Origin of the sequence: Pseudomonas sp. A-B-19, from assembly GCF_019947515.1 — a bacterium.
GTDB lineage: Bacteria > Pseudomonadota > Gammaproteobacteria > Pseudomonadales > Pseudomonadaceae > Aquipseudomonas.
In genome coordinates, this window is the sequence record NZ_JAGYGN010000025.1 from 75,262 (window position 1) to 97,612 (window position 22,351).

Here is a 22,351-nt window from a genome sequence, read left to right on the forward strand (position 1 = left end):
TGGGAGCGTGGCTTGCCCGCGATGAACGATGACTCGGTTTACCGTCAAAACTCCAAGGTGCTCGACAGCATCACCTGCCGCGAGTCACCCATCGACACAAAGAAGCGACTCGCCGCCGAGGTGTAGTAAGTGCGATCAAACAGGTTCTTCACGTTGAGCTGGAACTTGACCTTCTGTCCTTCGACTTTGGTGTCGTAGGTAGCGAACGCATCGGCCACGGTGTAGCCCGGCAGGTCGAAATCGTTCACCGCGTTACCCGCGCGCTCACCCACATAACGCGCCCCGGCGCCGACTCGCAGTTGATCGCCGCCAATGACGCTGCCAAAGTCATAGACGGCCGACAACGAGCCGCTGTTCTTGGCCACGTTTTGCAGTTGATTGCCTTTGTAATCCGGATCTTCGGTGACTTCGGCATCGGTGTAGGCGTAGCTGCCGATCATGCTCCAGCGATCGGTCAGCTGGCCGCTCAAGTCCACTTCCAGGCCACGGGAACGCACTTCGCCGGCGGCACTGTAAATCGTCGTCGGGCCTTCGGCGTTGGCCACCAGCACGTTGCGCTTCTTGATGTCGAACAGCGCAATGTTGCCGGTCACGCGGCCCGGCAGATCGAGCTTGGCACCCAGCTCCCAGGACTTGGCTTCTTCCGGCGCGATGCCACCGTCAAGCACGGTGCTGCTGCCGCTCAACGGCGCAATGGTCGAGTTGGGTCTGAACGATTCGGTGTAGCTGCCGTAGAACGACAAGGCATCGGTGTACTTGTACACAAGGCCAGCGCGCGGCACCCATTTCTGCCCGTTGCTGTCGGTGTTGGCGTGGAACGGTACGCCTTTGCCGGCGTACTGGTCGTACGCCTGGAAGCGTGCGCCGGCCACCAGAATCCATTGGTCGTTGAGGTGGATGGAATCCTGCAGGAACACCGAATCGCTGCGCAGTTCATCGGTCTGCGCGCTGTCGGCAGCGCTGACAGTGGTGCCCGGCACTTCCTGACCATAGATCGGGTTCACATAGCTGAACGTGGTGCGGCTTTTCTGGCGGATCAGGTCTTCGCGGAAAATCTTGCGGTACTCGTCATCGACGCCGAACAACAGGTCATGCTGCATGCCGAACACATCCACGTTGCCTTCGAGGCTGGCGGTGGTGAAGCGGTCGGTGCTGATCGCATTCCGGGTGCCGTCCATGCTGCGGGTCAGGGTGCCCTTATTGGTGTCGATGGCAGTCACACGCACCTGACTGGCGTCATAGGTTTCGCGGTTCCAGCTATAGCCGAAATGGGCCTGCCAGTTGTCGTTGAGCTCGTGATCGGCCTCGAAGTGATAGAGGTCCGAACGCCCTTGCATGTTGTTGAACGGCTCGTCGAGACGCTCGTTGCGCGAGATGTCCAGCGGATGGTTGGTCCGCGGATCGATCAGCGTGCCGCGGTCGAACGGCGTGAGGAATTCGCGGTGCTCATAGGAGAACAGCAGCTTGGTGCTTTCGCCGTACCAGGCCAGCGACGGCGCGATCAGGCTCTCGCGATGCACGCCGAAGTTGCGCCAGTAATCTTCGTCTTCGTAGTCCAGCACCATGCGGTAGGCCAGCCCTGATCCGCCAAAGGCGCCGGTGCTGTCGAGTCCGCCGCCGCTGCCGTTCTTGCCGTCGCCATAACTCGAACCACGCACGGTCAAGGCGTTGTACTGCTCAAGCTCGGGCTTCTTGCTGACCATGTTGACCACGCCGCCCGGATCCTGGATGCCATAGAGTAACGAGGCCGGGCCCTTGAGCACTTCGACCCGGTCGACACTGGCGTTGAGGCCACGGCCCTGCACGATCGGCATGCCATCGCGCATGATCGAGCCGTTGCGGTTGTCACCGAAGCCGCGAACCATCACCGAGTCCTGGGTGCTGCCCAGGGTGTTGGCCTGGGTGATGCCGCTGACATTGGCCAGGGCGTCATCGAGATTGCGCGGAGCCTGGTCGCGAATGACCTGGGCCGGGACGACATTGACGGTCTGCGGGATTTCCTGAATCGGGGTCGAGGAGCGCATCACCGAAGAAGTCGGTGGCGGCTGGTAGGTCATGGAATCGTCCATCACCGAGGTGATGGAGGTCGCGCCCAGGTTCAACGCACCTTCGGTCGGCCGTGGTTCCAGTGCAATGGTGTGCCCATCGGTGCGGCGGAAGGTCAATCCCGAACCGCTGAGCAGACGTTGCAGCGCCTGTTCGGCGCCCATCCGGCCATTGACCGCTGGCGCATTGAGGCCGTATGGCGCTTCATCGGTGTAGACGACGCTGATGCCGGTCACCCGGCTGAAATCACTCAAGGCTTGGGGCAGCGGTTTGGCGGCCAGGGAAAAACTGAACTGCGCGAATTGTTGGCTGTTGCCGGCCTCAGCGGCCAGCGCCGCGCTCAGCGGCAACAACGCCAATGCCGAAAAGCTCAACGCAGACACACCCAACCATTGTTTGACCGACCCCGATTTTGCCCTGGACTTCATTGCTCATGACCTGTGTAGAACCGCAACGGATGCGAATGACTCGCAGTTTCAGTCACTACACGGATTGCAATCGGGTTTACCTCAGCAAAAGTTTGAAAATATTTTTATTCAGAATGATGTGGTGTTTGAACTGGCCCCATCGCGAGCAAGCTCGCTCCCACAGGGTTATGTGTTGCCCCAAAACTGTGACCGACTCTGTACCGGTGGGAGCGAGCTTGCTCGCGATGGGGCCGGCTGATTCAACGCAAAATTATCAAATGCCCCAACACCTGATGCTGCTCAAACCCCAACACGCCCTGCAACGAACTCAACACCGCCTGCGGGTTCCTGCTCGGAAAGCTGCCACTGACCCGGCGTGCCGCCAGTTCATCATTGAGTAGCACGATCCGCCCAGGGTAATAGCGCCCCAGATCCTGCACCACATCGGCCAACGTCGCCTTGTAGTAATTGAGCCAGCCCTGACGCCATGCCAACTGCGCTTCGCTGTCCACCGCGTGGGATTTTTCCGCCGAGCCTTCGCCGTAGGCGACTTGCTGGCCGGCGGTAAGGATTTGCTGCTCGGCGTTCCTGTCCGCCGTTACGCCAACCCGCCCGGACAACACCGTGACCTGTGCACCACGGGGCTGCAAGCGGACCTCGAACTGCGTGCCCAGAACCCGCGCCTGCCCATTCTCGGCATCCACCACGAATGGCTCGCCGGTATGGGTGACGCTGAAAAATCCGGCGCCGCGACGCAATTGCACATGCCGTTCACCGCGACTGAAATCCACGGCAATGGCACTGTCGGCATCCAGGGTGACTTGCGATTGATCGGCCAGGGTCACCGTGCGGATTTCCCCTGGCGCCGAGACATAATCCGCCCCTAGGTCATCCACCCAGCGCATCGGCTGCCAACCGGTGCCGAGACTGATCATCAATAGCAGGCACGCGGCCATCGCCAGCGCACCCGACCAGCGTCCGAGCGTGCTGCGCCGCGAGCGTTTCATGGCATTGAGATAGCTTTGCAAGGCTAAAGCGTCTTCATCGGCGAGCGTGCGCGCCGGCCCTTCGCTCAACTCCCACAAGACCTGCGCCTGGGCATATGCCTCGGCATGGGCGGGGTCCGCTTGCAACCATTGGCTGAACACCACCTGATCACCACTGCCGGGCTGATCATGCAGCAGGCTCAGCCAGGCCAGCGCGGCCTGCTCCTGTGCGGGCGTCGGGGTGACGCGCTCGAAGTGGTTCACGGTGCTTTCCCTGGCATTCGTGTTTCGGGCTCCCGAAGGCTGGCCTTGCAGGCTTCGAGGGCGCGCATCATATGTTTTTCCACGGCACTTTGGGACAAGCCCATGGCCTTGGCGATCTCGGCGTATTTACGGCCGTGAATGCGATTGAGCAAAAAAATCTGCCGCGTACGCTGCGGGAGTGCGCGCAACGCGGCTTCAACGTGGCGCAAATCGTTGCCCGCCTCCAGCGCCGCTTGCGGTCCGCTGCCATGGCTGTCCGGTGGCTCCACCATCAGGCCTTCGCTGGCCCGGACCCGCGTGCCTTCACTGCGTAAATGGTCGATGGCGATATTGCCGGCGCAGCGCAGCAGATAAGTGCCGAGCTCCTCGACCTGCACCAGCGGCCGCCGCCAGAAACGCAGGAACAAGTCCTGCACCAGGTCAGCCGCCGTCGCCCGGCAACCGACGCGCCGACTCACCAGCGCTTCCATTTGTGAACGTCGGGAGAGAAACACCTGGAGAAAATGCGCACGGTCGCCGCGCTGTTCGTCGCGTTCGATATCGTGGGGGTCGGGGGGCAGAGTGATCATCGTTCATGTTTCGACCTGAAAACCGGGGAGGCCACGACAGCGTCAGGGGGCCGGCAAGGCCGCAATATTAATGATAAATATTCTCAAATGCAAAAGGATCAGCCCATGCCCCATGGAATCCAAAAGCCACCGAAAACAAAACGGGCCTGCAATGCAGGCCCGTTCTCATGGGAAGGTAAAAAGTGAATCAGGTGTCAGCCGTTGAGCGCTGCCTGTTCGTTCTCGAGAAACTCTTCTTCCAGCAGATGGTCGGCATGGGCGGCACTCTCGATGGGCACCACATTGGCGCGTTTGCCGCGCAATTTGCCGAACATATGCTCCAGCGCATGTTCAAGTTTGACGGCTGCACCGTCGATAGCCTGCTCCATGGTGGAAGCTTTATGGGTGACGGAAACCGGTTGATGGCCTTTTGGCCGCGCCTCCAGCTGGCAGCGCATGTCGTGGGGACCCGGCTTGTCGCCGTTCTCGTCCCGCAGGTGAACCTCGACTCGTGTCAGGTCCTCTTCGTAGCGTTCGAGCGTGCTCTCAATGGTCGTACGTACCCACTCCTCCAGTCGTTTACTGCCTTGAATATGGTTATCGCTATTGACTTGGATTTGCATAGTTCATCCCTTATTTCAGCTAGCTCGCGAGAGGCCGGTCAGCTAAGCCCTTGGGCGTCATCACCGTGACCTCTTGCTTACACAATCGGTCTGTACGCTGAACAATTCAACCCCTGAAAAAAGATAAATATTCACACGCAAAAAAAACCGGACAACGAGCAAAAGCACTGTTAATGTCGGGAGTTGGGTCGCCCTGCTTACCGGTCAAAATTCCTTACATCTGCCGTTCCCCCAACGGGTGCAAGCTGCGAAAAATCCCCGCCTCTTCCACCAGCCAGTCATGTACCGCGCGCACACCTGGATGGCTCAACGCCCCTGGTGCGTAAAGCAGCATGTAGCGCTTGTGATTGGGCACCGCCAGGCCGAACGGCACGATCAACGCCCCACGCTCCAGCTCATCGTTGAGCAGTGTCCGTCGGGCAATCGCCACCCCCATCCCGGCGATGGCCGCTTCGATCGTCAGGTGATTGCGATTGAAGGTATGCCCGCGTCGCACATCCGCCCCCTCGAAGCCGATGGCGTTGAGGTAAAACTCCCATTCCGCGTACTCATAGCTGCCGCGCCAGGCGGTGATGTCGTGCAGCAAGGGAAAGTGCATCAGGTCTGCCGGACCGTGCAGCGGCGGACGACCGCGCAACAGGCTCGGCGCGCACACCGGAAAAATCTGCTCATCGAGCAAGGCGGTGGATAACAGGCCGGGGTAGCTGCCGTCGTTCAGGTCGATCGCCAGGTCGAAGTCGCCTTCATGCAACGGCACGCTGCTGTCCTCGGCTACCAGGCGCAACTGAATATCCGGAAAACGCTGCTGCAAGCGCGGCAGACGCGGCGTCAGCCATTTGCTCAGGAACGACGGAATCGAACGTACCCGCAGAATCCCGCTGATCATGCCCGCATCCAGTCGCCGCAACTCCGCGTCGATGCTGCCAAAAGCCTCGTTGACGGTAATGGCCAGGCGCTGGCCCTCGGCGCTCAGTTCGACTCCGCGGGCACGGCGGTGAAACAGGCGAAAACCCAGGCGCTCTTCCAGCTGACGGATCTGCTGGCTGACCGCCCCCGGTGTGATGTGCAGCTCTTCGGCGCAGCGGGTGAACGACAAGTGCCGCGCGGCACAGGCAAACACGTTCAACCAGACATAGGTCTGGGCGTGCAATTGACGGCTCATCGTTTAGTCCTGCTAAAGGATGTCTTAGGAATTTTCGTTGGTCACGCAGGACCTTGACGGGCAGTATCGCCGACATTGCGCTTGTCCTACAAAAATGGCGGCGATTCCTCTTCCATTGCTTGTATAGGCTTTAGCATGGCTATCAGTGTTTTCGATCTCTTCAAAGTCGGCATCGGCCCGTCCAGCTCCCATACCGTCGGTCCGATGCGCGCCGCCGCAACCTTTGCCCAGGCACTGGTCGATCAGGGTTTTCTGGCTGATGTACGTCGCGTGGAAATTCGTCTCTACGGTTCTCTGTCGGCGACCGGCGTCGGCCACGCAACAGACCGCGCCTGCGTCATGGGCCTGATGGGCGAATGGCCGGACCGCATTGATCCCACCACCATCGACAACCGCATTCACACCCTGCGCGAAACCGGCAAACTGTGCCTGGCAGGCGTTGCGCAAATTGCCTTCGACTGGCAACGCGATCTCCTGCTGCTAAACGAGAGCCTGCCCTACCACCCCAATGCCATGTCCCTGACAGCCTTCGGTGAAACCGGTGAACTGTTCGAGCAAACCTACTACTCGGTGGGCGGAGGTTTCATCATTGAAGCGGCTGAAGCCGAATCCGGTATCGCACCGGCTGGCGATGTGGTGCTGCCTTACGATTTCTCCAGCGTCGCCGAACTGCTCAAGCTCTGCAACGAACACGGGCTGCGGGTCAGTGAACTGATGATGGCCAACGAACGGGCATGGCGTGGTGATGCCGAGATCCGCCAGGGCCTGTTGAATATCTGGTCGGTGATGCGTGAATGCGTCGAGCAAGGCTTGCGCCACGAAGGCGTCCTGCCCGGCGGCCTGAATGTTCCACGTCGAGCGGCGAAACTGCATCGCAGCCTGCAGGAAATCGGCAAGCCGAATGTCATCACATCCACCTTGTCGGCAATGGAGTGGGTCAACCTGTATGCCCTTGCCGTGAACGAAGAAAACGCAGCCGGCGGGCGCATGGTCACGGCGCCGACCAACGGCGCGGCAGGGATCATTCCGGCGGTGCTGCACTACTACATGAAATTCAATGCCGATGCGTCTGACGACGACGTAGTCGCTTTCTTCCTGGGTGCAGCGGCCGTCGGCATCCTGTGCAAGAAAAACGCTTCGATCTCCGGGGCCGAAGTCGGCTGCCAGGGTGAAGTCGGCTCTGCCTGCGCCATGGCCGCCGCCGGCCTGGCAGAGGTGCTTGGCGCCACCCCGGAGCAGCTGGAAAACGCCGCCGAAATCGGCCTGGAACACAACCTCGGCCTCACCTGCGACCCGGTTGGCGGACTGGTACAAGTGCCGTGCATCGAGCGCAACGCAATCGCCGCAGTGAAAGCCATCAACGCCACGCAAATGGCCCTGCGTGGCGACGGCCAGCACTTCATTTCCCTGGACCGGGTGATCCGCACCATGCGCGACACCGGGGCCGACATGCACGACAAATACAAAGAGACATCGCGGGGCGGACTGGCAGTGAACTGGGTGGAATGTTGATCGCTTTGGAGGCACGTCGAGGTTTATTGCCCTGAAACGTGCAGAAAACGCGGCCCCTGTAGGAGCGAGCTTGCTCGCGAAAAACCCTCAGGCGCCGCAAACCATCTGGTTTTACGCGTTATCGTTCACGACCATCGTCGGAACGCCGCCCGGAGCAAGCTCGCTCCTACATAGCGTGTTTTCTGTCCGACGATTATGTCGGCATGCCCCTTGCTACATCCTTGCTGGAACAATGATGGCGAGATGGCCGGTGGTCAGGCATTGCGAACCAACCCGATCACGGCCGGTCAACAACTGCACGTTCAATCAGGCGGTGACGCATCATGGACAACCCTTTCCAGCTCATTACCGATGCCTTTGCAGCGGATTACCAGATCAACCTGAGCATCCAGGGCCTGGACGGCAGCATCATGCTGACCCTTTCCAACAGTGGCCGTGTGGTGGCCAAACGCATGATCAGCGCCGAACAACGCAATGACCCCGAGCGCCTGAAACGACTGGTGCAGAGCATTCAGTTCGGCATTGCCATCGAGCAGGGCCACAGCGCCGTGGCCATCCTCGAATCCATGACCGATGGCGGCACGCGCAGCCTGCCACCACCATCAGCCAATGGCCGTCCCCGACCCGCCATGGGACTTTAAAGCTCGCCCTTTTCTACTTCCAGATGTTCACTGGAGCCCGCACCTGTCCTGCGGTGTGGGTTCTCGATCTTCACCGAAGGAAATTGCGACGAAGCGTAACGAACCACCAGAATCGCAAACGCCAGCAGCAGAATCCCGCCGCACAGATAGATGATCCCCAGGTCCGGCGGGTTGTGGTGCGAAACGTTGGAGATCAGCAGCCGCGTCAGCGCGGTGATCGCCACGTAGATCAGGAAGCGCACAGGCATGTGGTTGGTCTTGAAGTAAATCCCGACCATCGCTCCCAGTTCCAGATAGATGAACAGCAGCAAGATGTCATCGATCTTGATGTGCCCCTCTTCGATCATCCCGAGGAATTCCATCACCGCCGCCCACGCGGTCACCGCACCAATGGCGAAAAGCGCCAGGTAGTGGAAGGTTTCGACGAACAGATTGCCCAGGGACTCGGCCAGTCCATGCACGTTCTGCCGCAGTTTTTCGGCCCAGTTGATTTTCACGATGCTGCTTCCTTAGGTCGGCTCGACCGGATGATGCGGGTTGGACGTGACGGTTTTTCTGCATGCAGAAAAAAGGCCAGAGGCTATCGAGTGAGATGAGGATGGATTGCTGCTGGACACTTTTGTGGCAATTTCACCGGCCTCTTCGTCGGAACGCCGCCCGGACCCAGCCCGTTCCCACAGGGAACAGTGCAAATCCGGATATCCGGTCTACCTTAAAAAGCCACTATCCAAAAGACAGGGATTCGCTTATCCTTTTGCTGTATATAAATACAGTGGTCGAAATCGACAACCAATGTGAAGGCATGTGAGGTGGTGAATGGCCGTCGAAGTGGTATACCGCAGCAGCCGAGATCTGGAGCGCTTGTTCATGGATAAAGCCGAAGCTGACCGTCATGACAAAATGCTCGAACTGGCCGAATTGCTGGCTGAAGTATTGCAAAAAGCCGTTCCGTCCCTGACCGAGCAGCAAGTGGAAGAAGCCGGGATCTACATGGCGAAGAATCGCGACGTGTTCGCCAAGGCGTTCAAGAGCCAGCCGGACGCTCTGTCCGAATTGCTCAGCGCACCGGTTGAAGTCGCAGAACCTGTCGCAGCGCTCGAGGTCGTTGAAGCCGCTGAGCCGATCGCCCCGGCCAAGCCGGCCAAGGCCCCAAAAGCCGCCAAGTAGGCAACGCGCAAATTGAACAGGCCCTGAGTCGAATGACCCGGGGCCTTTTTCATGCCAGGTAGAAAAAAGATCGCAGCCTTCGGCAGCGCCTACAGGTGTTCGTCGATTCATGCAGGAGCTGCCGAAGGCTGTGATCTTTCAAGCTTCTATCGGTACAACACTTTCTCCGCCAACTCATCGGCCACCCGTGCGGGAGAGCGTTTTTCCGCCTGGGCGTGGGCGAACACTTCAGTCAGGCGCGTGCTGATTTTCGACAGGTGCGCGGTGATGGTCGACAGTTCTTCGCCGCGGTGCTTGAGCGACACGTAAATCAGCCCGCCAGCGTTGATCACGTAATCCGGCGCATACAGGATGCCACGGCGCTCCAGCTGGTCGGCGACGTCCAGATGCGTCAGCTGATTGTTCGCCGAACCGGCCACCGCCGCGCAGCGCAATTGCGTCACGGTATGGCTGTTGAGTACACCGCCCAGGCCGCAGGGCGCGAGGATATCGCAAGGTGTGCTGAGCAGCGCTTCGTTGGCAATCGGGTGCGCACCGAGTTGCTCCATGGCCAATTGCACCTTGCCGTGATCGATATCGCTGACCAGCAGTTCGGCACCGGCGGCATGCAATTGCTCCGCCAGGGCATAGCCGACATTGCCCAAGCCCTGAATGGCTACGCGCAAACCTTCGAGATTATCGCTACCCAACCGCGCCATGGCCGTGGCGCGAATGCCGGCGAATACGCCCATCGCCGCATGGGGCGCCGGGTCCCCCGCCGACGTGGTGCTGGTAACGTGCTGGGTATGTTGGGCGATGCAATCCATGTCCGCTACCGAAGTGCCGCTGTCGATGGCGGTGATGTAGCGACCATCAAGCTGATTGATCAAGCGTCCGAAGGCCTCGAACAGCGCGCTGCGATTTGCAACATGGGCCGGGCGGACAATGACCGCCACCCCCCCGCCCTGCGCTAGCCCGGCCAGCGCAGCCTTGTAGCTCATGCCCTGGGCCAGGCGCGCAGCATCCTCGATCGCTGATTCGTCGCTGGGGTAGGCAAGGTAACGACAACCACCCAGGGCAGGCCCCAGACGGCTGTTATGAATGGCAATGACCGCCTTCAACCCGGTGACCGGGTCGACGCTCAGATGCAGCGATTCAAGGCGGGTGCTTTGCATGAGAGCGAACATCGTAAGGCTCCCGAATCACTTCTTGTAGACGCCAGTATAGGCTTGCGCCCAAAAATTGCAGAAGCGCACCGGAATAAGCACGGCCACGATGCAAGCTTTAGGAAATAACCTGCATCCGACCTTGTACGGCACTGGACGAACGCCAGAGAGGGGGCTAAAACGAGGCATTGCCCGGAGATTTTGATGACCCCGCGCCAATCGTTCTTCGCTTGCCTGCAACGTTCACCGCCCGCGCTGTTCGAGGCGGCATTGTGGATTGCGGTCGAGCACGACAGCGAGGTGGAGCCGCAAGCACTGCTGGCCGATTTCCAGACGTTGCAGCAACGGGTCAGTGGCGGCTTGCCGATGCTGCCGGTCAGTGAACTGGCCCAGCCGCTACTGCGGCGCATGAACGATCTGGGTTTCGCCCAGGACGACTTCACGCCGTTACGCCCCCAAGTGGCCCTGTTGAACAAGGTACTGGAACGCCGAAGAGGCCAACCCTTGACGCTGGGGCTGATTGCGCTGGAGTTGGCCAGGGGCCTGGAAATTCCCCTGGTCGGGGTCAACTTCCCCGGGCATTTCCTGCTGCGGGTGCCCGGTGCCGACCATTTGCTCGATCCCTGCGGCGGTCGTCGTCTTTATCCGAACGATTGTCGGGAGCTGTTGCAGCGCCAGTACGGCCCGAACATGAAGCTCAGCGCCGAGCACCTGGTAACCGCCGAGCCAGCGCAGATGCTGCAACGGCTGTCGCGCAACCTGCGTCAGTTGTACCTGTCCCACGACGATTTCATCAATGCCTTGATCGACGCCGATCGCGTCCTGGAACTGGGCGACGCCAGTGCCGCCGACTATCTGGCCCGGGCCAGCCTGTACCAGCGGCTGGACTGCCCGAACGCCGAGCGTTTCGACCTGGAGCACGCACTACTGCTCAGCGACGATCCGATCCAGCGGATTCGCCTGACGGAACGCTTGGGGCATTTGCCGCCCAATTCCATCGTCCATTAAAAGCAAAAGATCGCCGCAGGCTGCGATCTTTTGATCCTGCTTCTGACTCAAGGCGTGTCTGGCTGGTTCGCCGGATGCGCCTTGATGAACGCCGGGTGCGTTGCCGCCAATGCCGCCACTCGCCGTATCCGAGGGTAAGCCTCAAGAGAAACATTGAAACGCTCGGCCGCGTACAACTGCGGGATCAAGTAGACGTCCGCCAACCCGGGCTCGGGGCCAAAGCAGTAACCGTCATCACCGATCAACTGCTCAACCGTGGCCAACCCTTGGCCGATCCAGTGGCTGATCCACTCCACTATCTGCGGTTCGTCGTGACCCGACTGGCGCAGACGATTGAGCACGCTGACGTTATGCAATGGGTGCACATCGCAGCCGATCACTGCCGCCACGCCGCGCTCGTGAGCGCGGGCAGTCAGGTCCCTGGACAGCAGCGGCACCTGTGGATAACGCTCCTCCAGGTATTCGATGATCGCGGGAGACTGGATCAGCAATTCGCCTTCATCGGTACGCAAGGCCGGCACGCGGCCCTGCGGGTTGATGCCCAGATAGGGTAGCTGTCGATGCTCGCCGCCCTGCGGCGCGATCAGGTTGACTGGCAAGGATTGATAATCCAGGCCCTTGAGCGCCAAAGCGATACGCACCCGGTACGAAGACGTCGAACGGTAGTAGGTATAGAGTTCCATGCCCCGCTCCTCTCAGCGTGCCGGCAGCACTTTGCCACGGCATTCGCCAAAGCCGATGGACGCAAAACCGTCACGGACGCAACGTCCACGCAGGATGATTTCGTCGCCGTCTTCGAGGAATTTACGCACCTCGCCCGACGCCAGCTCGATCGGTTTTTTACCACCCTCGGTAATTTCCAGCAGGCTGCCGAACTGACCGTTCTCAGGACCCGACAACGTGCCCGAGCCGAACAGATCACCGGCCTGCAGTTGGCAACCATTGACGCTGTGGTGCGCGACCATTTGCGCCACGGTCCAGTACATGTGCCGGGTGTTGCTCAGGGTCAGGCGATGGGCCGGCAGGTTCTGTTCGCGCATGACCTCGGTAAGTAGCAACACTTCCAGTTCGATGTCGAACGCGCCAGCGGCCTGATCGCGCTTGTCGAACAGATACGGTAGCGGCTGCGGGTCGCCTTGCGGACGCGCAGGCTGGGCACGACGGAATGGCTCCAGCGCTTCAGCGGTGACGACCCACGGCGAGATGCTGGTGATGAAGCTTTTCGACAGGAACGGCCCCAGTGGCTGATATTCCCAGGCCTGGATGTCCCGTGCCGACCAGTCGTTGAGCAGGCAGAAACCGGCGATGTGATCGGCAGCGTCGCCAATGGCAATCGAGTCGCCCATGTCGTTGCCCTGACCGATCCAGATGCCCAGCTCCAGTTCGTAGTCCAGGCGCGCGCAAGGGCCAAACGTCGGCTCGCTTTGACCTGCCGGCAGCGTCTGGCCTTTCGGGCGGCGCACGTCAGTACCGGATGGACGAATGGTCGACGCACGACCGTGGTAGCCGATTGGCACGTACTTGTAGTTCGGTAGCAGCGGGTTGTCGGGACGGAACAGTTTGCCAACGTTCTGCGCGTGCTCGATGCCGACGTAGAAGTCGGTGTAATCGTTGATTTTCGCCGGCAGGTGCATCTCGCAATCCACCGCCAGCGGCAGCAGTTTTGCGCCCTGGGCTTCGATCATGCCACGCACGGCGCTGCCTTCGGCGAACAGTTCCAGCAAGCGTTCACGCAGGGCTACACGGGCCTCGCGGCCCAGTTCGAAGAACGCATTCAACTGGCCGCCACAAGTAGCCTCGACCGCAGCCTTCGCCGCGCCATCGAACAACCCGACTTCAAGGGCCGCTTGCAGATCAAAGATATGCTCGCCAATGGCCACGCCACTGCGAGGTGCCGAGCCATTGAGGCTGAATACGCCCAGCGGCAGGTTTTGCAGCGGGAAATCAGCATGGCCGTTGGCGGATGCAACCCAGCTGCGAGTGATGGAAGTCTGCGTCATGGGTTATCTCCGGGTCGGGTCGAAAGTGGCGGGCAGCGTAGCCCAGCAGGCATCGTAAGTGTTTTGCAGTTGTGGGCAATCGAGGGCGAAACGACTTGGGCGCAACACCTGGCTCGTCTCGAACATGAACGCCATGGTGTTGTCGATTTTCGCCGGCTTGAGGTCAGCGTTGATCGCTTTGGTGCAAGTCTCACCGTCGGGACCGTGGGCGCTCATGCAGCTGTGCAACGAAGCGCCGCCGGGCACAAAACCTTCGGCCTTGGCGTCGTATTCGCCCTGGATCAAGCCCATGAATTCGTTCATCAGGTTGCGATGGAACCACGGTGGACGGAAAGTATTCTCGGCCACCATCCAGCGCGGCGGGAAGATCACGAAGTCGAGGTTGGCCAGGCCGTGGACGCTGGTTGGCGAGGTCAATACCGTGAAGATCGACGGATCAGGGTGATCGAAACTGACGGTGCCGATGGTGTTGAAACGGCGCAGGTCATATTTGTACGGCACGTTATTACCGTGCCAGGCGACCACGTTGAGCGGCGAATGATTGAGTTCGCACGCCCACAACTGGCCGAGGAATTTCTGCACCAGCGTAGTGGATTGTTGCAGATTTTCGTAGGCCGCCACCGGGGTCAGGAAGTCCCGCGGATTGGCCAGGCCATTGCTGCCAATCGGCCCCAGGTCCGGCAGACGCAGCGGCGCACCATGGTTTTCGGCGACGTAACCGCGGGCTTGCGGGTCGAGCAGTTCGATGCGGAATTTAAGGCCGCGTGGCAGCACGGCGATTTCCAGCGGTTCCAGTTCAAGCACACCCAGTTCGGTGGCAATGCGCAGGCGCCCCCGTTCAGGCACCAGCAACATCTCGCCGTCGGCGTTGAAGAACACGCGCTCCATGGAACGGTTGGCGCAGTAGTTGTAGATGCTGATCCCGGCCGGTTTTTCTGCGCCCGAGTTGGCCGCCATGCTCACCAGACCGTCGATGAAATCGGTCGGCTCGGCAGGAATCTCCAACGGGTTCCAGCGCAGGCGATTGGGGGTCACCTCACCCAGCGGACCGCCAGCCAGTTGCCGGTCCAGTTTGACGAATGCCGGGTGATTGGCCGACGGCTGAATGCGGTACATCCAGGTGCGTCGCGCCTCGCTGCGCGGCATGGTGAACGCCGTGCCGGAGAACAGTTCGGTGTAGAGGCCGTATGGGGCTTTTTGCGGAGAATTCTGGCCGACGGGCAGTGCGCCGGGCAACGCTTCGCTGCTGAATTCGTTGCCGAAGCCTGACAGGTAGGCCAGCGCTGGTGTCGTTGAATCGGAGTTCATGGAGCCTCCTGAACAGGGAGTCGGCAATGCCGGTCACCCTTTGGAAGAGTGACTGGCCTGCCTCGGTTATTTTTATCGTAATTCGATTACGCATAACGTAATTTGATTGGTATTGACCGTCAAGCTATAAAGACGCCCATTCGTTACAGGATCAAACCGCCACCATGGAAAAACCTACCAGCGACAGCAACGGCAAACAGAAAGTCCGCTCGGCCGAGGTTGGCACCGACATCCTCAAGGCTCTGGCCGAGTTGTCGCCCTCGACTTCGCTGTCGCGTCTGGCTGAACACGTGCAAATGCCGGCGAGCAAGGTTCACCGCTATTTGCAGGCCCTGATCGCCAGCGGTTTTGCCGAACAGAACGCCGCCACCAACCATTACGGCCTGGGCCGCGAAGCCTTGCGCGTAGGGTTGGCGGCACTCAACAGTATGGACGTGCTGAAGGTCGCCGCCCTGCCCCTGGCCGAACTGCGCGACGACTTGAACGAAACCTGTTTTCTGGCGGTATGGGGTAACCAGGGCGCGACCGTGGTGCATATCGAACCGGCGGTGCGTGCGGTGACGGTGGTGACACAACTGGGCTCGGTGTTGCCATTGCTCAGTTCTTCGACGGGACTGGTGTTTGGTGCCTACCTGCCCAGGCGTGAAACCGTGGACCTGCGCGACCAGGAATTGCAGAGCAGCGCCAGCCACAGCCTGGCGGACGATCAGGCATACACGACGATGTGCGAACAGATCCGCCAACGGGGCCTGCATCATGTGCATGGATTGTTGATGCCCGGTGTGGATGCCTTGTCGGCACCGGTGTTCAACGCCATGGGCAAGATTGCGGCAGTACTGACCGTAGTGGGGCCGACCTCGCTGTTCCATGCCGATGAAAACGGTCCCGCGGCGCAGCGTTTGCTGTCTGCCACACGAGCAGTGAGTTGGCGCATGGGCTATCAGCCAGACGCATTGACAACCTGAACGCAACGGCGCTGATCAGACAGGCAGGATCAGCCCCAGCTTCTTGCCCATCGCCACGGCTTGCGTGCGACGCTCAACCCCCAATTTGCTGTGGATTCTCCGTGCGTGGGTTTTCACCGTATGCAAGGAGATGAACAGTCGCTCGGCAATTTGCTGATTGGAACTGCCTTGGGCAATGAGACCCAGCACCTCAATCTCCCGGGTACTCAGCGGGCTGACATCGGCGAGCATGGCCGTCACTGACTCTTCCCCCCGTAAACGGCTGAGCAGGTTCGGCTGGCGCAGGCCCAGCTCACGCAACGCCTGTTGCCCGTTACAACGCTTCACCAGCGCCAGGCCCGCCTCCAAAGCCGCCCTGGCCAGCCTGGGCTCAGCGGTCAAGTCCGCCACTTCGCTGATCACCAAATGCAATTCCGTTTCCAGCGCCAGCATGGCATGCCGTTGCGCGTGATCGAGCAAGGCCTGCAACCGATCCAGCGGCTTTTGCGTCTGTTGCAAATGCATCTGCGCCAACACCAATTGGTACTCGATGCGAGCAATCAGCTGAAGCGTGGCCGGTGGCGCCTGGCGTGCACGAGGCCCGCGATAGTGACGCAAGACACGGGTCAGCGCTTCACAGGCCAATTCCGGTCGCCCTTGCTGCAACCAGAAATGGCTGCTGATTTGCAGCAGTACCCCGCGATACACCGTATCGGGAATCTGCCGCTGCTGCATCACGCGCTCGGCTTCGCGCAGACGATCAAACGCAAGTGCGTAATCGCGCTGATTGGCGGCCATCTGCGCTTGCCCGAGAAAGCCATACAGCGCGTGCTTGTCCTGGCTTTGCAGGCAGTCCTCCAGGCCGGACCGGAAGAAGCCGGCAGCCAACTCATCCTGTCCCTGACAGAGGGCCAACCGCCCTCGCCGCAGGGCAATTCGCCCCAATAGCGGTGTCGGTCGATCAGCCTGTCGGGACAACAGGGCAAAAACTTCAGCCAACAGGCTCTCGGCGCGTCGGGGCGCTCCGCGCATCTCCAGCAACTGCGCGTGGTCGAGCTCCAGCAGCCCTTCGAACAATAGCGAGCCTTGGGCGCGTGCCAGACACAGTGCCTCACGATTGAACGTCTGCGCCGCATCGAGTTCGGCGTTGAGCAGAGCCTGCTGGGTCAGACCCGACAGGCACAACAATCGCACCGGCCAGGCATCGACGCTCAACTCGGCCAGCGCGTCGAGAAAGTGCGCGCGTGCAACCTCCATGCGACCCTGCAAATGCAACAACCAGCCCTGTTGCGCCTGCCAGCGTGCCAGCAGTTGCCGTTGCAGCGCCTGCGTAGGCTGTGGGGCAAACCTTGCCAGTTGCTCGATGCACGCGGCGGCATGATCGAAGCGCCCGGCAAACAACAACGCAGCGCTAACCAGCCCCACCAATTGCGGTGTAACAAGGGTCAGCTCAGCCTGTTGACGCTCGTGGAGTTTCAACAACAGACAGACATTTTCACGCCGGAACAAATGCTCGAGGCTGAAGTGCTGCAACAGGCTGACCGCAACTTCGAACTCCTGTGCCAACAGAGCCTGCTCGAATGCACCTTGCCAGTCTTCTTCGACACTGAACCATTGGCACGCGCGGCGATGCCAGGATCGCCCCGCCGGCGACGGTTCTTCACGCATCGCCCGGGCCAATGGCTCAAAGATCCGCAACCACTCGACGGAGTCTTCCCAGGGTTCAATGAAGCAGCCCATTTCCTGCAACGCATGCAGCCACTGCGCGCCCTCACCCGTACCGAAAAGATGCTCGCACAGGCTGGCGTTGAAGCGGGGCAGATGAACCAACACCTGCCAGACCTCAACCAACTCCGGCGGCAAGCTGTTGAACAACTCATGTTGCAGATAATCGAGCAATGTCGCTGAACGCCCCTGCTCCCCCGACCACGGGCAACCATTGAGCAACGTGATCCGTACACCGGCACACCAGCCACCGCTGCGCTCAACCACCTTTTTGGCAGTTTGTGCCGCGAGGGTCGGCTCGACATGACCGAGCAACTGCCCGACTTCAGTCTCGGTAAACGCCAGCGCCCGGCCTTCGCACTCGTACAACTGATCATCCAGCAGCAGCCGCGGCCAGTTGCAGGGTGGTCGTCGACGGGAGCTCAGCCACCAGGTCAGCACCGGGCTGGCAACGGCTAACAGGCGATCGAGCATCCGGTCGAGTTCCGGATTGGGTGCGCGGCAGAAATCGTCGAGAAACAGCCAGGTGGGCGTCTGCAATCGCGCCAGATGCGCCAGCAGCCCTGGCTCATCCGCCGAGGGCAACCCCAACGCTTGCGTCAGGCGCAACAGAAAATCGGCTGCGCTCAACGGTTCCCCCGCCAACGGCAGCCAACAGACCCGATAGTTCTGGGGTGCACGCAGCAGGCATTCGCTGAGCAACGCGCTCTTGCCACTACCGGCCGGTGCGCAAAGCAACTTCACCCGCGCAGTCGAGCCCAGCATGGGCTCGATCAACCGCTCGCGGGACAGATGATGGGACGACAGTCGGGGCAGGAAACCGGGGCGGTCCAGACAGTGCGTCATTACAGTCATGGTGATGCGCCTTTTTTATAATTCTGGCGCCACCCTAGACCTCTCCCGAGCGCTTCTTGAAGAAGTATTCAACACACTTATCCCCCCTTATAAAAAAGGTGACCGTGAAGTCACCTTTTTGTGTAGGAGCCTGTAGGAAACTTACCGCACCCCTGTACTACGCAAGGCCGCTGGCGTGTAGTCCCCCGCTTTAGCATCGATGTTGAACTCGAAGCTGCGCTTTTCTTCGTTCTTCATTCCCAGGGCGATATAACGACCGGCAATCAGGTCATACAGCGCTTCGACGGTGTAGGCCGGCACCTGGTGATCGTAATAGAACTGGGCATGCCCTTCGGCGACGCGCCAGAGCTGGCCACGCCCGTCGTAATGATCGGCCAGCGCCACTTGCCAGCTGTCTTCGTCGATGTACATGTGGCGCTTGGCGTACACGTGCCGCTCGTTCGGCTTGACCGTGGCGACGACTTCCCAGACCCGGTGCAGCTCATAGCGGGTCAGGTCCTGATTGATGTGCCCGGCCTTGATCACGTCGGTGTACTTGAGGTCCGGCGAATCGAGTTTGTAGCTGTTGTAGGGAATGTACATCTCCTTCTTGCCGACCAGCTTCCAGTCGTAGCGATCCGGTGCGCCGGAAAACATGTCGAAGTTGTCGGTGGTGCGCAGGCCATCGGACGAGGTGCCGACACCGTCATAGGCCACCTGCGGCGCACGCCGTACCCGCCGCTGGCCAGCGTTGTAGATCCAGGCCTTGCGCGGTTCCCGGACCTGGTCGAGGGTCTCGTGAACCAGTAACACGTTACCCGCCAGCCGCGCCGGTGCGGTCACTTCCTGCTTGAAGTAGTTGAGGACGTTTTCGTCGGCGCCCGGCTTCAGATCGCCGAGCAACGAAGGCACGGCGACTTCGTCCTTGAAGCGGATCACAGTGAAATCGCCATTGGACTGCGGTGTCGCCTGGGTGACCGTGCGCCGCAGATTGCCGCCGTGGTAACGAGTGACGTGGTTCCAGATTACCTCCACACCATTCTTCGGAATCGGGAACGCGTAGTAGCGATTGCCGGTGAAGTTGGCCAGACCGTTACCGTCGTTGATCGGCGTTACGTTCAGAGCGCTGCGTTTGGCCGACTCATAGATTTCTGCCGGTAACGCCACGGTGCGATGGCTCGGGTAGACCGGAATTTTGTAGGTCTCGGGATAGCGCTTGAACATTGCGATCTGGCCGTCGGAGAGCTTGTCCTTGTACTTGTCGACGGTCGCCGCGGTGATCACGAACAATGGCTTCTCGTTGGCAAACGGGTCGGCCAGGAAACCTTTGCTGTCCACCGCGCCAGCATTTTTCGGGATGCCGCCGGTCCACGCCGGAATCGAGCCATCGGCATTACCGGCCTTCTCGGCACCGAGCGGTGTAAGGCTGGTGCCGAGTTTGTCGGCTTCTTGCGGCGATACCGCGGCCATCACATTGGCAGCCAGCAGACTCAGAGCCAGAACGGCGCCCAATTGCAGAATCATCTTGCGCATCGAATTCATCCTTTTCAGCCAGATCAGAAGTTCACACCAAAGCTCAACGCCACGAAGTCACGGTCAGTGAGGACGTTGTAGTCCCCGCCGAAAAAGTCGGTGTAACTGAGGCTCGCGGTGTAGGTGTTGCGATAGTCCGCGTCGACACCGAGGCTGATGGCCTTGGCGCCTTCGTTGAACAGACCGTTGGGGCCAAAGCCTGCGACGTCGTGGGACCACGAGAGGTTGGGTCTGAAATTGATCCCGGCAATCAGGTTGTTGTAATCGAGAATGGCCCGGGCGCGATAACCCCACGACGTCGAGGTCACGAAGCCATTGGTATCACCGCCGAAACCATACTGACCAAACACCGAGTCGCGGCCGTAGCGCAGTTTGGTACGCGGCTCCAGACCACCGACCCGAACCACCGCCGCCTCGCCCACCAGGGTCAGGCGATCCGCACCTGCGACCTGATCGATGAAATGCGTCAGGGTGCTCTGGATTTGCGTCACCTCCTTGCGGCGGTAGCCTTTATTGTCGGCCCCCGGGGCACTGGCGATGGGCGATGCCGCACCACCTGCAATCGGATTGAGCATGGCCAGGGTCAGGTCATTGGTGTTGACCTGCACCGGGAGGTTGGGGCGGTAACTGATTTCCCCGCTCCACGCGGTGCCGGTGGATAACGTGGTAGCGAAGCTCGCACCGTAGAGGCGGATGTCCTCCGGGTATTCGAGGAAATACTGGCCGCGACCGAGCATCACACTTTGGGCCAGGCCCGAACCACTGCCGGGGGCGATGCGATTGGCGGCGGCAACGATCCCCGGAAGGCTTGCCAACGTACTGAGGCCAGCGGTGGTGGTCCCGACATTCGGTGAGCGGCTGTGGTAGTTCATGAAGTACAGGCCGTACTCGGTGTCGTCCCCCAGCCAGCGCAATGCCGTGCCCCACTGCCCGGAGTCCCGGGCATCGCGGTCGCCACCACGGGGAACGATCACCCCCTCCTTGCTGACTTCGAAGCCCTGGCCAAAGGCAGCAGCAATCGGCTGCAGCGGCGCAATGGCCGGACTGGCGACGGTGTAGCCCTTGTTGCAACCATCGGCCACTACATCGACGCCAAAGAAAGTACCGCAGTTATCGACAACCGTCTGGTCCCACTCCAGTTGATAGAAGCCTTCGACCGTCAACTTGTCCGTCAGCCCCTGGGAGGCAAACAGCATGTTGACCGGAATCAGGCCTTCCTTGATCTCGGCTCCCGGTCGACGGAACGCGGACACGTCGACCGGGTTGATGCTGTTGATCGAGTTGCCGATGAATGTACTTTCGCCCCAACTGACTACCTGCTTGCCGGCGCGGACCGTGCCCGGCAAATCGGCGAGGGAGTAGTTGTGATAGACGAAAGCGTCGAGGATTTGTCCGCCTGAAGACTTGGCGCCTTCTTTGCGATTGTGATCGCTGATGTCCTTGAACGGCCGGCTTTCATCCTTCAGCTCAAAGTCGTACCAGTACTTGCCACGCACAAACGCACCGGTGTCGCCGTACTTCAGTTCGAGGTCGTGAATCCCCTTGAAGATCTTCGAGAAGGTTTCACCCCTCTTGAAATTCAATCGCCCGTCGTCACCGGTCGAAGACTGGCCGGAACCGCCGTTGACGATGCCCACCAGGGAGTTATCCGCATCGCGCACGCCCCAGCTCGCGCCGACCGACAACGAGGAATCGAACGTCCCCTCGATTTCCCCAATGTTGAACGAAATGGCCTGTGCCTGGGCACAGCAGCCCAATGCAACCGCAGCCGCCAGCGCCTGCGGTGTGAAGATGGCGCGCATTGTTGTTTTTGTCATGCGTCTTCCCCGGTGAGTGACAGAAGGCCTCACCCTACTGCCGGGCACCGGGGTCGATAAGCGCACCAAGGAGGTATTCGTGGTGTACCTCTAAAGGATGACTGGCACGGGGTCATCACCCAGAGGACGAGCAGCCGAATCCTGACTGTTGCCGGGGTTGCAACAGTGCATGTCCGTAATTGGTATTTTTCCTACGACACCAAGGGCTTATTCTTGTCTGGCTGTCACGGTAAACCACCGCAGGCACCATGTACCGGCCTGCGCCGTGATGAAAGATTTCAGATGAATTGAGGATTCGGTTCATCACCCCATGTTCACTGACGTTGATTTGTAGCTCCTGATCCAACGTCTTACCTTGGCCGCTGCGTTTGCAGCGGCCTTTTTTATGGTTCTTCACGCATCCCGGGACACACCGATAACGCAATACCTGTAGGAGCCGGCTTGCCGGCGATGGACTCACATGCGCCGCGTTTATCCGATTTACACGCGTTATCGTTAACGAATATCGCTGGCAAGCCAGCTCCTACAAAGGGAGCGTGCCCAGGCTTTTTTATGGTTCTTCACGGATTACCGGGAAAGACGCTCTTGATCTTCATGAAAAAGAATTCGCTGTCCCGGTAACCGTACGCCATCCGCTTAATGACCTTGATTCGATTGTTGATGCCTTCCAGCTGGCCCGTA

General features: G+C 60.2%; 18 protein-coding genes and 1 pseudogene. 5 read left to right on the forward strand and 14 right to left on the reverse strand.

Annotated features, from left to right (window positions below):
* Positions 1-44: 44 nt before the first annotated feature.
* The 5 genes from KGA81_RS23555 to KGA81_RS23575 form a co-directional block, all read right to left on the reverse strand.
* Positions 45-2,474 carry a TonB-dependent siderophore receptor gene (locus KGA81_RS23555; protein ID WP_223548975.1) on the reverse strand — a complete coding sequence of 810 codons (2,430 nt, stop codon included), beginning with the start codon at positions 2,472-2,474 and terminating at the stop codon, positions 45-47.
* A gap of 239 nt (positions 2,475-2,713) precedes the next feature.
* The gene (locus KGA81_RS23560) at positions 2,714-3,703 is read right to left on the reverse strand and encodes a FecR family protein (protein WP_223548977.1); all 990 of its coding nucleotides are present in this window, start codon (positions 3,701-3,703) and stop codon (positions 2,714-2,716) included.
* Positions 3,700-4,272 (reverse strand): RNA polymerase sigma factor, encoded by a 573-nt coding sequence (locus KGA81_RS23565; protein WP_223548979.1) that lies wholly within the window; start codon positions 4,270-4,272, stop codon positions 3,700-3,702. Before KGA81_RS23565 ends, KGA81_RS23560 begins: the two co-directional genes overlap by 4 nt.
* Positions 4,273-4,466: 194 nt before the next feature.
* On the reverse strand, positions 4,467-4,874 hold the full coding sequence (locus KGA81_RS23570) for an HPF/RaiA family ribosome-associated protein (RefSeq protein ID WP_223548981.1): 408 nt from the start codon (positions 4,872-4,874) through the stop codon (positions 4,467-4,469).
* A gap of 214 nt (positions 4,875-5,088) precedes the next feature.
* Positions 5,089-6,036, reverse strand: coding sequence for a LysR substrate-binding domain-containing protein (locus KGA81_RS23575; protein WP_108229093.1), 948 nt, complete (start codon positions 6,034-6,036; stop codon positions 5,089-5,091).
* A 135-nt stretch (positions 6,037-6,171) separates the two neighbouring features.
* On the opposite strand from KGA81_RS23575, the gene KGA81_RS23580 reads away from it, so the two are divergent.
* Together KGA81_RS23580 and KGA81_RS23585 are read left to right on the forward strand one after the other, a co-directional pair.
* A complete protein-coding gene (locus tag KGA81_RS23580; protein WP_223548983.1) occupies positions 6,172-7,548 on the forward strand; it encodes an L-serine ammonia-lyase in 1,377 nt (458 codons plus the stop codon).
* Between the two features lie 323 nt (positions 7,549-7,871).
* Positions 7,872-8,189: a DUF3509 domain-containing protein gene (locus tag KGA81_RS23585; RefSeq protein WP_056728450.1), complete on the forward strand. Its 318-nt coding sequence runs from the start codon at positions 7,872-7,874 to the stop codon at positions 8,187-8,189.
* Here the strand turns inward: KGA81_RS23585 and KGA81_RS23590 are convergent.
* Positions 8,186-8,686 carry a phosphate-starvation-inducible protein PsiE gene (locus KGA81_RS23590; RefSeq protein WP_223548985.1) on the reverse strand — a complete coding sequence of 167 codons (501 nt, stop codon included), beginning with the start codon at positions 8,684-8,686 and terminating at the stop codon, positions 8,186-8,188. The two genes, KGA81_RS23585 and KGA81_RS23590, sit on opposite strands and share 4 nt — an antisense overlap.
* Positions 8,687-9,005: 319 nt before the next feature.
* Here KGA81_RS23590 and KGA81_RS23595 point away from each other — a divergent pair.
* Positions 9,006-9,245: pseudogene (locus KGA81_RS23595) on the forward strand (YebG family protein); the annotation flags it as partial.
* A gap of 257 nt (positions 9,246-9,502) precedes the next feature.
* On the opposite strand, the gene KGA81_RS23600 reads toward KGA81_RS23595, so the two are convergent.
* On the reverse strand, positions 9,503-10,522 hold the full coding sequence (locus KGA81_RS23600; RefSeq protein WP_223548987.1) for a Glu/Leu/Phe/Val dehydrogenase family protein: 1,020 nt from the start codon (positions 10,520-10,522) through the stop codon (positions 9,503-9,505).
* Between the two features lie 183 nt (positions 10,523-10,705).
* Between KGA81_RS23600 and KGA81_RS23605 the strand changes: the two genes are divergently transcribed.
* Positions 10,706-11,509, forward strand: a complete 804-nt coding sequence (locus tag KGA81_RS23605) for a SirB1 family protein (RefSeq protein ID WP_223548989.1) — start codon at positions 10,706-10,708, stop codon at positions 11,507-11,509.
* Between the two features lie 47 nt (positions 11,510-11,556).
* Here the strand turns inward: KGA81_RS23605 and maiA are convergent, their stop codons facing one another.
* From maiA to hmgA, 3 genes are read right to left on the reverse strand one after another with little or no spacing between them, the layout of a single operon-like run.
* A complete protein-coding gene (maiA, locus tag KGA81_RS23610; protein ID WP_223548991.1) occupies positions 11,557-12,192 on the reverse strand; it encodes a maleylacetoacetate isomerase in 636 nt (211 codons plus the stop codon).
* A 12-nt stretch (positions 12,193-12,204) separates the two neighbouring features.
* Positions 12,205-13,509 carry a fumarylacetoacetase gene (gene fahA / locus KGA81_RS23615; RefSeq protein WP_223548993.1) on the reverse strand — a complete coding sequence of 435 codons (1,305 nt, stop codon included), beginning with the start codon at positions 13,507-13,509 and terminating at the stop codon, positions 12,205-12,207.
* 3 nt (positions 13,510-13,512) lie between these two features.
* Positions 13,513-14,817 (reverse strand): homogentisate 1,2-dioxygenase, encoded by a 1,305-nt coding sequence (hmgA, locus tag KGA81_RS23620; RefSeq protein ID WP_223548996.1) that lies wholly within the window; start codon positions 14,815-14,817, stop codon positions 13,513-13,515.
* A 164-nt stretch (positions 14,818-14,981) separates the two neighbouring features.
* Here hmgA and KGA81_RS23625 point away from each other — a divergent pair, with 164 nt between their 5' ends.
* The gene (locus KGA81_RS23625) at positions 14,982-15,782 is read left to right on the forward strand and encodes an IclR family transcriptional regulator (protein WP_223548998.1); all 801 of its coding nucleotides are present in this window, start codon (positions 14,982-14,984) and stop codon (positions 15,780-15,782) included.
* 15 nt (positions 15,783-15,797) lie between these two features.
* Here KGA81_RS23625 and KGA81_RS23630 read toward each other — a convergent pair whose 3' ends face one another.
* The 4 genes from KGA81_RS23630 to KGA81_RS23645 form a co-directional block, all read right to left on the reverse strand.
* The gene (locus KGA81_RS23630) at positions 15,798-18,341 is read right to left on the reverse strand and encodes a LuxR C-terminal-related transcriptional regulator (RefSeq protein ID WP_223549000.1); all 2,544 of its coding nucleotides are present in this window, start codon (positions 18,339-18,341) and stop codon (positions 15,798-15,800) included.
* A 141-nt stretch (positions 18,342-18,482) separates the two neighbouring features.
* Positions 18,483-19,853 (reverse strand): DUF1329 domain-containing protein, encoded by a 1,371-nt coding sequence (locus KGA81_RS23635; protein WP_223549002.1) that lies wholly within the window; start codon positions 19,851-19,853, stop codon positions 18,483-18,485.
* Positions 19,854-19,876: 23 nt separating this feature from the next.
* Positions 19,877-21,670 (reverse strand): DUF1302 domain-containing protein, encoded by a 1,794-nt coding sequence (locus KGA81_RS23640; RefSeq protein ID WP_223549004.1) that lies wholly within the window; start codon positions 21,668-21,670, stop codon positions 19,877-19,879.
* A 560-nt stretch (positions 21,671-22,230) separates the two neighbouring features.
* Positions 22,231-22,351: transposase (locus tag KGA81_RS23645; RefSeq protein WP_141228961.1), on the reverse strand; the 121-nt coding region annotated here is incomplete at its 5' end.

Excerpts from the sequence above, each read along its gene's own strand:
- KGA81_RS23555 (WP_223548975.1), bottom strand. The coding sequence starts at position 2,474 with ATGAAGTCCAGGGCAAAATCGGGGTCGGTCAAACAATGGTTGGGTGTG.
- KGA81_RS23565 (WP_223548979.1), bottom strand. The coding sequence starts at position 4,272 with ATGATCACTCTGCCCCCCGACCCCCACGATATCGAACGCGACGAACAG.
- KGA81_RS23570 (WP_223548981.1), bottom strand. The coding sequence starts at position 4,874 with ATGCAAATCCAAGTCAATAGCGATAACCATATTCAAGGCAGTAAACGA.
- KGA81_RS23575 (WP_108229093.1), bottom strand. The coding sequence starts at position 6,036 with ATGAGCCGTCAATTGCACGCCCAGACCTATGTCTGGTTGAACGTGTTT.
- KGA81_RS23580 (WP_223548983.1), top strand. The coding sequence starts at position 6,172 with ATGGCTATCAGTGTTTTCGATCTCTTCAAAGTCGGCATCGGCCCGTCC.
- KGA81_RS23585 (WP_056728450.1), top strand. The coding sequence starts at position 7,872 with ATGGACAACCCTTTCCAGCTCATTACCGATGCCTTTGCAGCGGATTAC.
- KGA81_RS23600 (WP_223548987.1), bottom strand. The coding sequence starts at position 10,522 with ATGTTCGCTCTCATGCAAAGCACCCGCCTTGAATCGCTGCATCTGAGC.
- KGA81_RS23605 (WP_223548989.1), top strand. The coding sequence starts at position 10,706 with ATGACCCCGCGCCAATCGTTCTTCGCTTGCCTGCAACGTTCACCGCCC.
- maiA (WP_223548991.1), bottom strand. The coding sequence starts at position 12,192 with ATGGAACTCTATACCTACTACCGTTCGACGTCTTCGTACCGGGTGCGT.
- fahA (WP_223548993.1), bottom strand. The coding sequence starts at position 13,509 with ATGACGCAGACTTCCATCACTCGCAGCTGGGTTGCATCCGCCAACGGC.
- hmgA (WP_223548996.1), bottom strand. The coding sequence starts at position 14,817 with ATGAACTCCGATTCAACGACACCAGCGCTGGCCTACCTGTCAGGCTTC.
- KGA81_RS23625 (WP_223548998.1), top strand. The coding sequence starts at position 14,982 with ATGGAAAAACCTACCAGCGACAGCAACGGCAAACAGAAAGTCCGCTCG.
- KGA81_RS23630 (WP_223549000.1), bottom strand. The coding sequence starts at position 18,341 with ATGACTGTAATGACGCACTGTCTGGACCGCCCCGGTTTCCTGCCCCGA.
- KGA81_RS23635 (WP_223549002.1), bottom strand. The coding sequence starts at position 19,853 with ATGCGCAAGATGATTCTGCAATTGGGCGCCGTTCTGGCTCTGAGTCTG.
- KGA81_RS23640 (WP_223549004.1), bottom strand. The coding sequence starts at position 21,670 with ATGACAAAAACAACAATGCGCGCCATCTTCACACCGCAGGCGCTGGCG.